The following is a 9,780-nucleotide window of genomic DNA, read 5'->3' as shown; positions in this document are numbered from 1 at the left end:
GATTTGAGCCGGATTACGCCCTGTCACTCAGTAACTATGCGAGTCATCTGAGTGATTTAGGCCGGAACGATGAAGCGGCAGACTATGCCCAGCAGGCGCTGGCAATTCGCGAACGACTGGCACAACAAAGACCGGATCGGTTTGAGCCGGATTACGCCGGTTCGCTGAACAACTATGCGAGTCACCTGAGTGATTTAGGGCGAAACGATGAGGCGGCAGGCTATGCCCGGCAGACGCTGGCAATATACGAACGCTTGGCACTGAAAACTCCGCAACGATTTAACATCGACCACTTTACTGTTCAATGTTATTGGTTATTTGCTGAATGGCTAAGTTTGCCGGCTGCTTCGGTGAGCTTAGCGCTTAGACAAATTGCTGAATTACCGGATTTTATTGCCGCACACAAACAACCCGCCTGTCTGTTTTATGCGCGTTTTGTGCACGGCTGTTTAAGCCAAAATGCCGCTCAGCAATTTCAGCAATCCATCGCCCTCTGGCCGCAACTGACCAAGACAGATCAGCAAAACAATCGCGCCGAGTTTTTATGTGTTTGTGCTTGGTTATGCCAATACGACGCCGAAGCACTGCCTGAGCAAAATTGGCTGGATGTCTGGCAAAAGTTTATCCGGCAACGCCAAGGTCGCTTGCCGAAATGGCTGGAAACCGTGGCGGCGCGATTGGACTTTTCATGGCCCCAGTCAACCAATTCGAACAAACTTGTCGCCCTTAGCGAGACTGTTTTTGCAAACCCGTCCCCAACGTTTTAAGTCGGCAATCCAAGCGAGTAAACCGTTACGAACGAGATAAAAATCCCGTCGGGCAAGGGCAATGCCGTTAAGCAAGTAGCCTGGATGGAGCGCAAGCGGAATCCGGGATTTGACGACTCGGAATCCGGCGCGGATTGATATCGTGCAATCCGGTTGGGTTTTGCTTCGATCCCATATTCCGCGTTGGTTCATACGTGCTACGACACGAAATTTCCTGGCCACCGGATTAAGCACGTTCGGCTCAATCGCAGCAATGCGACAACGATAAAGCAAATGAAACCTCAAAAATCAGATTGGCATCATCAAGCCCTGGAAACACTGACATCAGTGGCGCAGGGATCGTTGTTGAAGTCGGCGATCATACTGAAATCGGACGCATCAATAGCCTACTCAGGGCCCTAGGCTGGGTAGGCGCGTAGCGGAGATGCGCCGGGCCGTGATCCAACTTGGTGATTTTACCGGGTCGTAGCAGCGAGTCTGCGTTAGGGGTGAGTGTATTGCCAACATTAAGCAAAAATACCGATTCGCCAGGTGTCGGCTGATAGTAAGATACGGCTTGGTTTTCTAGAACATTACCTTTACCTATGCCCCCACGTCCAATCGACCCTAACACTCTAGCAGCTGCGCAGCTATTTATCGGTCGAACGGCTGGCCGCTTCCGCTTAGTCGGAGCGCTGTTGTTCGGCAGTCGGGCGCGTGGCGATTATCAGGCGCAAAGCGACACCGATGTGGCGGTGTTGTTGTCCGGTGCGCCCGGTCCATTCCTGGAAACCAAGCTGGCTTTGGCGGACATTGCTTACGATGTATTGCTGGAAACCGGGGTATTGATCCAGCCCTTGCCGATATGGCAATCCGAGTGGGATTGTCCGGAAAGCTCCACGCACCCGCGCTTATTGGAAAATGTGAAACGCGACGGTGTGCGGTTATGAATGCCCACGAATGGTTGCAAAAAGCCGAACGAGCCTTGGCATCGGCGCACTTGCTGCTGGCCGACGGCGACAGCGAGGGTGCTTGCAACCGGGCGTATTATGCAATGTTCGAATCCGCGCAAGCGGCTCTGTCTATCAGTGGCCGGATGATTCCTGACGAGGCTTGTCGCACGCATAATGGCCTGATCACGCTATTCAGTTTGCATTTGGTTAAGCCGGGCTTGATAGCGGTAGAACTTGGGCGGTCACTGAATCGCGTCCAAGAAATTCGTTTGTTGGCGGATTACACCGGCGATGCGATTGATCTCCAACAAGCTGCGGATGCCGTCGTGCAAGCCGAATGTTTTGTACGCGGTATGCAAGAGTATGTGGCAAAACTTGATCGTCAGAAGTCAGGTTAATTCTCGCAAGTCAAATGTAAAACCGCCCCGTCTGCCCTTATAATGCCGGGCTTTTACGATATTCGCCATCCCCATGTCTGTTCCTGACACTCTCAAACAACTCGCCAAAAATCTCCAAAACTGCATGGGTACCGACCGCCACGGTTTGAAGCGGCAACTGGACCGCTTGCGCAGCGAGGCGAGTAAGGGCAAGGACGTAAGCGGGGCCTTGCAGCAACTGGCGGACAAGATCGAGCGCTCAAACGGTCGCTGCAATCAGCGTCGCGCGTCGGTACCGGTGATTAATTACCCGGATTTGCCGGTCAGCGGCAAGAAGGATGAGATTGCCGCGCTAATCCGCAATAATCAAGTCACCATCGTCTGCGGCGAGACCGGTTCCGGCAAGACCACACAGTTGCCGAAGATTTGTCTGGAAATTGGTCGTGGCTTAACCGGTTTGATTGGCCACACCCAGCCTAGAAGAATCGCCGCCCGTACCGTTGCCGACCGCATCGCCGAGGAACTGGGCCAGCCCATTGGCCAGGCGGTGGGTTACAAGGTGCGGTTCCACGATCAGACCCATCCCAATTCGCTCGTCAAACTGATGACCGACGGCATCCTGCTGGCGGAGTCGCAGAACGATCCTTACTTAAATCAGTACGACACCATCATCATCGACGAGGCCCACGAGCGCAGCCTGAATATCGATTTTCTGATGGGCTATCTGCGCTGGTTGTTGCCGAAGCGTCCCGATTTAAAAGTAGTGATTACCTCCGCCACCATCGACCCGGAGCGTTTTGCCAAGCATTTTAACGATGCGCCGATTGTGAATGTTTCCGGTCGTACCTATCCTGTGGATGTGCGTTACCGGCCCATCGAACTGATTGAGGAAGACGACGAAACGTCCGCCGATTTGCAGCAAGCCATTCTGGATGCGGTAGACGAGTTGTATCGGGATATGCGCGGCGATATTCTGATTTTTTTGAGCGGAGAGCACGAGATTCGCGAGACCACCGAGTCATTGCGCAAGTCGCACAATAATGCCCGCTACGAGGTGTTGCCGCTGTATTCCAAACTCAGCGTCAGCGAGCAGGAGCGGGTGTTCAAACCCAGCGGCAACAAGCCGCGCATTGTACTGGCGACCAACGTCGCCGAAACGTCCTTGACCGTGCCGGGTATCCGCTGCGTGATCGATTCCGGTCATGCCCGCATCAGCCGTTACAGTCATAAAAGCAAGATTCAGCGCTTGCCTATCGAGCGTATCTCCCAAGCCAGCGCCAACCAAAGGGCAGGGCGCTGCGGCCGGGTGGCCGAGGGCATTTGTATCCGGCTGTATTCGAAAGAGGATTATCTGGCCCGCCCGGAATTTACCGAACCGGAAATCTTGCGAACCAATCTGTCGTCGGTGATTTTGCAGATGGCGGCCTTAAAGCTGGGCGACATAGAGGATTTTCCGTTCGTCGAGCCACCCGACGACAAGATGATCCGCGACGGCAAGAATGCGTTGTTTGAAGTGGATGCGCTGGACAAGGCCGGCCAGCTCACCGATACCGGCCGGCAATTGGCGAAGATTCCGACCGATCCCAAGCTGGCGCGGATGTTGTTGTCGGCGGCGGAATTGGCATCGTTGACTGAAGTGGCGATCATCGTCTCAGCCTTGAGCATTCAAGATCCGCGCGATAAACCGGCCGACAAAATGCCGCAAGCCGAGGCCAAGCACGCGCAGTTCAAGGCCGAGGAATCCGATTTTCTGACACTGTTGAATCTGTGGAATACCTTTGAGGCGCAGAAAAAGCATTTAACCAATAACAAGCTGCGCAAATATTGCCAGGATAATTTCTTGTCTTATATTCGCATGCGCGAGTGGTACGACATCCATGCGCAAATCATGCAGGTGGCGCGCGGTGAATTGAAGTTAAAGTCCAACGACAATCCGGCCAACTACGAGCAGGTTCATTGCGCGCTGTTGCCGGGTTTGCTGTCCAATATTGGCTTCAGGCATGAGCAATACGAATATCTGGGGGCGCGTGGACTAAAGTTTTTCATCTTTCCCGGTTCCGGTCAGCACAAATTAAAGCCGAAATGGATTATGGCCGCCGAGCAAGTGGAAACCAGTAAGGTTTACGCGCGCACCGTGGCCAGAATCGAGCCGGAATGGATAGAAGCTGCCGCGCAGCACTTGGTCAAACGCAATTACTATGACCCGCATTGGGAAAAAAACGCCGGCCGCAGCGGCGTTTACGAGCGCACGCTGTTATACGGTTTGACCTTGCAGGCCAAGCGCAAAGTGCCTTACGAAAACGTCGATCCCAAAGCCGCGCGGGAAATGTTTATCCGCCATGCGCTGGTTAATCACGATTATCACAGCAACGCGCCGTTTTTTAAGGCCAACGAGGCCTTGCTGGAAGAGGTGGGCTACATTCAGCACAAGGGACGCCGCGTCGATTTGGTGGAAGACGAGGAATGGCTGTATCAGTTTTACGATAAAAAGTTGCCGGCCGAGGTGGTCAGCGGCATTACCCTCGATCAATGGCGCAAGCAGGTTGAACGCGATAATCCGAAAATCCTGTTTTTAACCAAGGCCGATCTGACGCGCAGCGACGACAATCAGATTAACGATTGGGATTTTCCGGACAGCAAAAAAATCGGCGATTTGACGATCGAACTGCATTACCGCTTCGAGCCGGGGCACGATGAGGACGGCGTGACGGCCATCGTGCCGGTGCATCAGCTCAATCAAATCCGCCAAGCGCCGTTCGATTGGCTGGTGCCGGGCATGCTGGAAGAAAAAGTCACCGCATTGATCAAGTCGCTGCCCAAGCATCTGCGTAAACATTTCGTGCCGGTGCCGAACACCGCCAAAGCTTGTCTGGAAATAGAGCCGGATTTTAAGGGCTCTCTGTTCGAGTGGTTGAGTGGCCGTTTGCGCAAATTGACCGGCGAATCGATACCGCTGAACGAATGGCAGCCTGATGCCTTGCCGGATCATTTAAAAATGAATTTTCGCATCGTCGATGATCATGGTCGGGCCTTGGGTTATGGCCGCAATCTGGCCAAATTGCAAGCACACTATGCGACGAAGGCCGGCGACAGTTTCGATAAGCTGGCGCAGGAAGAGATGAACCACACCGGATGTATTGCCTGGGCGTTTGATGACTTGCCGGAGACCTGGCAGTTCATGCAAAAAGGTCAGACCTTTATCGGTTTTCCGGCGATTGTCGATGAAGGCGACACAGTGGGGGTGAGGATACTCGATACCCAGCAAAAGGCCGAGCTGGCGCATTTCGACGGTTTGACCAAGTTGTTTCAATTGCAATGCCGAAAGGACGCACAGTATTTGTTAAAAAACAGCGGTGTGCAGGCTACTTTGCAATTGGCGTACAACCAATTGCCCAAACATCCTTTGTTGAAGGAACGGCCGGGCGGCGATTTCAAGGAAGATCTACTATTCTTGGTTTTTAGTAGCGTGTTCGTGGTGGATAACACAATCCGCAGCCAGCAGCAGTTCGAAGCGGCGTTGGCGGCGAAAAAATCGATGTTGGTCACGGTCGGGAATCAGGTGGGCAAGCATGTCACGGAAATCATGGCAAACTACCAAACGGTCAGACAGCGATTAAAACAGCCTGGCGTCAGCGCGAGTTTGCGAGAGGATCTGGAAAGACAATTAAGCCTGCTGCTATTTAGCGGTTTTTTGCGGTACACGCCGTTGGCGCAGGTGCAAGCAATTCCGCGGTACTTGAAAGCCATGGAATGTCGCTTGGATAAACAAAAGCCCGATTCGGCGGATATCCAAGGTTTGCACAGACTGTCTCAACGCTTTTGGCAGCATGTCGAAAAGCAAATGAAGACTGTGGTACCAATGCCCGAGCGCGATACCTTCCGCTGGAGTTTGGAGGAATTGCGGGTGTCCTTGTTTGCCCAGCAACTGAAAACGGCTTTTCCGGTTTCGGTGCAACGGCTTGAGAAGACTTGGAACGAAAAGTTTTAATTAGCCTCTGATTCATGTGCCCACTACTTTAGGAAGCCTAAGATGATACCCATTCGAGATTCGATACCGTGCCTTACCAAGCCTTATGTGACCTGGGGTATCATGGCTATCTGCATTGCGGTGTATGTGGTGATGCTGTTTATGCCGGACGAGATGGGCCAGCACTTTGTCTACATGTACGGCATGGTGCCGATTCGCTATTCCAATCCCGATTGGGCGTATAGCTTCGGCTTGCCGCCGGATTATTACTTATCGTTTTTTACCAGTCTATTCTTGCACGGCGGCTTCGGCCATTTACTGATGAATATGGTGTTTTTATGGATCTTCGCGGACAACATCGAAGATTTGATGGGACATAAACGCTTTGTGGTGTTTTATGTATTGTGCGGACTGTTGGCAACCTATGCACAGTGGTATTTCTACCCAAAGATGGCGGTGCCGGTAGTGGGCGCATCCGGGGCTATCGCCGGTGTGTTGGGCGCGTACTTCTTTCGTTTCCCGCAGGCCACGGTGGTGATACTGGTGCCTATTCTGTTTTACCCGCTGTTTTTCCATGTGCCGGCGATAGCTTTTCTTGGGTTTTGGGTGATCATCCAGATTGGGGATATATTTACCGCCACTTTTTTAGATAATGTTGCTGTCGATTCGGCATGGTGGGCGCATCTGGGTGGTTTCGTCGCCGGCGCGTTGTTACATCCGTTTTTTATCGAGAAGAAACGCGAAGAATATCAATTCTAGCCTGATGCTTACTTGCCCAAGCCGCATTTGACAGGCAAAAAAGCAAGAAACAGTAGGGCTTTTATTTTATAATGCCAGCAGTTGGCTAACGGCTAAAAAGGCAACGAAAATCAAGGCCGTTGCCTGTGTTTGCAAAAGATTCTTCATTCATTCGAGACAAATAAACATGAAAAACCTTAATGTCGCATTGGTAAGACTGCTGCAGTTTGTAGTGTTCGCGCTGTTTACATTCATCGTACTTTTATACTTCGGTACTTTGATTCTGTTACCGCTGGATATCGTGGTACTGATTACTAAAATGCTGCACATGATCGGCATCGGCACGCTGTTTGGCGCAATTGTCGCAGTGCCTGTGGTTGCTTACATGGGTAAAATCGTCTACAGCACTCCAGGTTTGATTCAAATGATTGTCGAGAACGGCATCGATTTAGCCAACACCGGCAAACAGCGGGTTGAAGCGTTTAACAAAATTGCTGAAGCCGTTAAATAGATTGCTTAACGCAATCGTAAAAAAGGGGCTTGTTAGCCCCTTTTTTTGTGCCTGTTGGTTTGGTTCAAGGTCAATTATTTTTCCGAATATTCTCCCAAATGGGGGCGCGGTCAGGCGGCTTGAAAAATGGCATTCGCTCCGGTAAATTCCCTTGTAGCCGGCTAGACACCAGGCTTTTATCAGCTGTCGAAATTTTTTACAGTGGCCTGTTCTGCAAGCAAACAAACTGGCTCAGTTGATTTTTTCGATTTCAATATATTAGCCGCTCAAATTCGTCAAATTAGAATGGTAAATAGCTGTTGTATCGATAAATTCGATGGTTAGCATAAATCGCTAAGTCGAGAAAATTTACAAATCACCGTTCGGCTTTTGCTTGATCTAGTCTGCGGCAATTAAAAGTCTTTTAAGTACATAAGCTTGTGTTCTCTGTGTATGTTTTTTGCTTATCTTTTAACGTAAATAAATTTGTTAAATAATCAAGTAAGTATGTGTAAAGCAAGGGGAAGATTATGGACGCAAAGAAAGTAGACACATCGACTAAAAGTAGAAATGACGAGCACTGTGACCACCCGTCCTTGGCCAAAGAATATGTCTCCGGCGTACCCACTGGAAACTTTATTTGCGCACAATGCGGTCGTCATCTGACGTCAATTATCAGAACATCCAAAAAGTAAAGTTTTCCAATTCCGCGCATGCCGACCGGTGTGCGCTTTCAGGTTCAAAACCTAAAATCTCCAATCATAAATTTCCGGTAACGCTCCGCTTTGGCTAGCGGTGCTTGCCAGCGTCTTGTCGTTTAGTCTCTTGAGTTATGACTTGCGATCTCTGGGTTGCGCGGTTGGTCAAGCTGCATGTTGCAAAAATGTTCAAACTGGCGCAATCTTGGAAGCGTAGTACTACTGCCGGTTAGAACGTGTGTTGATGCATATTTTTCTGACTTAGCAGGGGGCACTGATTTCAACCCCACAAGCAGCCAGTGCAGGTCAATGCGCACTGGCTTTTTTTGGACTATCCATTTTGAAGGAAAACGTTATGGCATATTGGTATCCCGACAATTCGCAGTCTATCGGCAAAACACCGCTGGTCAGGCTTAACCGCATCACTGACGGCGCTCAAGTCACCTTATTGGCCAAAGTCGAGGGGCGCAACCCTGGATATTCGGTGAAATGCCGGATCGGTGCGGCGATGATTAACGACGCGCAGCAGCGCGGTCTGCTTGGGCCCGGCAAGGAATTGATCGAGCCAACCAGCGGCAATACCGGCATTGCACTGGCGTTTGTCGCAGCAGCGCGCGGCATCCCGCTAACTTTAACCATGCCCGATACCATGAGTATCGAGCGCCGCAAATTGCTGGTGGCCTATGGTGCCAAACTGGTACTGACCGAGGGGGCGAAAGGCATGAAAGGCGCTATCGCCAAGGCGGAAGAGATCGTTGCTTCCGATCCGGAGCGCTACGTACTGTTGCAGCAGTTTAAAAACCCCGCCAACCCGCAAATTCACGAACAGACCACCGGTCCGGAAATTTGGCACGATAGCGACGGTGCGGTTGATATTTTCGTTTCCGGCGTCGGTACCGGCGGCACCATTACCGGCGTGTCTCGCTATATCAAACTCACGCAGTGCAAACCCATTGTTTCCATCGCGGTTGAGCCGGAAGCCAGTCCGGTGTTAAGTCAGTACCGTAGCGGCCAAGATCTGCAGCCGGGGCCGCATAAAATTCAGGGTATAGGCGCCGGTTTTGTGCCCGACGTATTGGACTTGTCCATGGTCGATGCCGTCGAGCAAGTCAGTAATGACGAAGCGATTGAGTATGCGCGGCGTTTGGCGCGGGAAGAAGGCTTGTTATCCGGAATTTCCTGCGGCGCGGCAGTCGCGGTCGCGGTGCGGGTGGCAAAGCGGCCGGAAAATGTCGGCAAGACTATTGTGGTGGTGCTTCCGGATTCCGGCGAACGCTATTTGAGTTCTGCCTTATTCGAAGGCTTGTTCGATGCGCAGGGTGTGGCGGTCTGATTTAACGCGCGTCGATACTAATGTTTAGGGGAAAGCTGCCAGGGTTTCTGACCGTGGCAACCAGGCCCTTAAATTCGCTGGATTCGTCATTCCCGCGAAGGCTGGGGCTATTAGACCGCGCACGAATCCAGCATAGCCGCTGGGCTCCCGCCTTCCCGGGAGCGGCGGTATTTAAGTGCCGGGTTAATAATCACCAGCGATCCCTGTAGTCATATCTGGGCATGGGCCGCTGCGGGTAGCCGTAATAGTCTAACGGCGGCCGCGCAAAATAACGGGGTGGCGGCGGCGGGTAATGGCCCATTCTTGCAGGGTTATGCGTTCTAAAATATGGCCGGTAACCATGCCCATGATGGTGATGATGCCGCCTATGGTGTCCATGTCCCCAGTCATCTCCATGCGCAAAAGCCGTCCCGGAACATAACATGCCGATTAACAATACCGTTATAAGCCTGAACATATATCCTCCTTTGTTGGATTG

At 51.8% G+C, this 9,780-nt stretch carries 8 protein-coding genes; 7 read left to right on the top strand and 1 reads right to left on the bottom strand.

Annotated features, from left to right (window positions below; translation table 11 throughout):
- The 7 genes from A1332_RS02080 to cysK all read left to right on the top strand — a co-directional run.
- A partial coding sequence (locus tag A1332_RS02080; RefSeq protein WP_157203922.1) for a tetratricopeptide repeat protein occupies positions 1-767 on the top strand: 767 nt, incomplete at its 5' end.
- 584 nt (positions 768-1,351) lie between these two features.
- Entirely contained in the window at positions 1,352-1,696 is a 345-nt protein-coding gene (locus tag A1332_RS02075; RefSeq protein WP_064006920.1) for a nucleotidyltransferase family protein, read from the top strand.
- Entirely contained in the window at positions 1,693-2,097 is a 405-nt protein-coding gene (locus A1332_RS02070; protein ID WP_064006919.1) for a HEPN domain-containing protein, read from the top strand. The genes A1332_RS02075 and A1332_RS02070 overlap by 4 nt, the downstream gene beginning before the upstream one ends.
- Before the next feature lie 73 nt (positions 2,098-2,170).
- Positions 2,171-6,064 (top strand): ATP-dependent RNA helicase HrpA, encoded by a 3,894-nt coding sequence (gene hrpA, locus A1332_RS02065; protein ID WP_064006918.1) that lies wholly within the window; start codon positions 2,171-2,173, stop codon positions 6,062-6,064.
- Positions 6,065-6,106: 42 nt separating this feature from the next.
- Positions 6,107-6,802 carry a rhomboid family intramembrane serine protease gene (locus A1332_RS02060; RefSeq protein WP_064006917.1) on the top strand — a complete coding sequence of 232 codons (696 nt, stop codon included), beginning with the start codon at positions 6,107-6,109 and terminating at the stop codon, positions 6,800-6,802.
- 166 nt (positions 6,803-6,968) lie between these two features.
- A complete protein-coding gene (locus tag A1332_RS02055) occupies positions 6,969-7,292 on the top strand; it encodes a hypothetical protein (protein WP_064006916.1) in 324 nt (107 codons plus the stop codon).
- A gap of 1,032 nt (positions 7,293-8,324) precedes the next feature.
- Positions 8,325-9,302 (top strand): cysteine synthase A, encoded by a 978-nt coding sequence (gene cysK / locus A1332_RS02050; protein ID WP_064006915.1) that lies wholly within the window; start codon positions 8,325-8,327, stop codon positions 9,300-9,302.
- A gap of 249 nt (positions 9,303-9,551) precedes the next feature.
- Here the strand turns inward: cysK and A1332_RS26245 are convergent, their stop codons facing one another.
- The gene (locus A1332_RS26245; RefSeq protein ID WP_269454634.1) at positions 9,552-9,680 is read right to left on the bottom strand and encodes a hypothetical protein; all 129 of its coding nucleotides are present in this window, start codon (positions 9,678-9,680) and stop codon (positions 9,552-9,554) included.
- Positions 9,681-9,780 lie beyond the last annotated feature (100 nt).

Source organism: Methylomonas methanica, assembly GCF_001644035.1.
GTDB lineage: Bacteria > Pseudomonadota > Gammaproteobacteria > Methylococcales > Methylomonadaceae > Methylomonas > Methylomonas methanica_A.
This window is presented reverse-complemented; position numbering and strand designations above follow the sequence as displayed.

Excerpts from the sequence above, each read along its gene's own strand:
- A1332_RS02075 (WP_064006920.1), top strand. The coding sequence starts at position 1,352 with ATGCCCCCACGTCCAATCGACCCTAACACTCTAGCAGCTGCGCAGCTA.
- A1332_RS02070 (WP_064006919.1), top strand. The coding sequence starts at position 1,693 with ATGAATGCCCACGAATGGTTGCAAAAAGCCGAACGAGCCTTGGCATCG.
- hrpA (WP_064006918.1), top strand. The coding sequence starts at position 2,171 with ATGTCTGTTCCTGACACTCTCAAACAACTCGCCAAAAATCTCCAAAAC.
- A1332_RS02060 (WP_064006917.1), top strand. The coding sequence starts at position 6,107 with ATGATACCCATTCGAGATTCGATACCGTGCCTTACCAAGCCTTATGTG.
- A1332_RS02055 (WP_064006916.1), top strand. The coding sequence starts at position 6,969 with ATGAAAAACCTTAATGTCGCATTGGTAAGACTGCTGCAGTTTGTAGTG.
- cysK (WP_064006915.1), top strand. The coding sequence starts at position 8,325 with ATGGCATATTGGTATCCCGACAATTCGCAGTCTATCGGCAAAACACCG.
- A1332_RS26245 (WP_269454634.1), bottom strand. The coding sequence starts at position 9,680 with ATGGACACCATAGGCGGCATCATCACCATCATGGGCATGGTTACCGGC.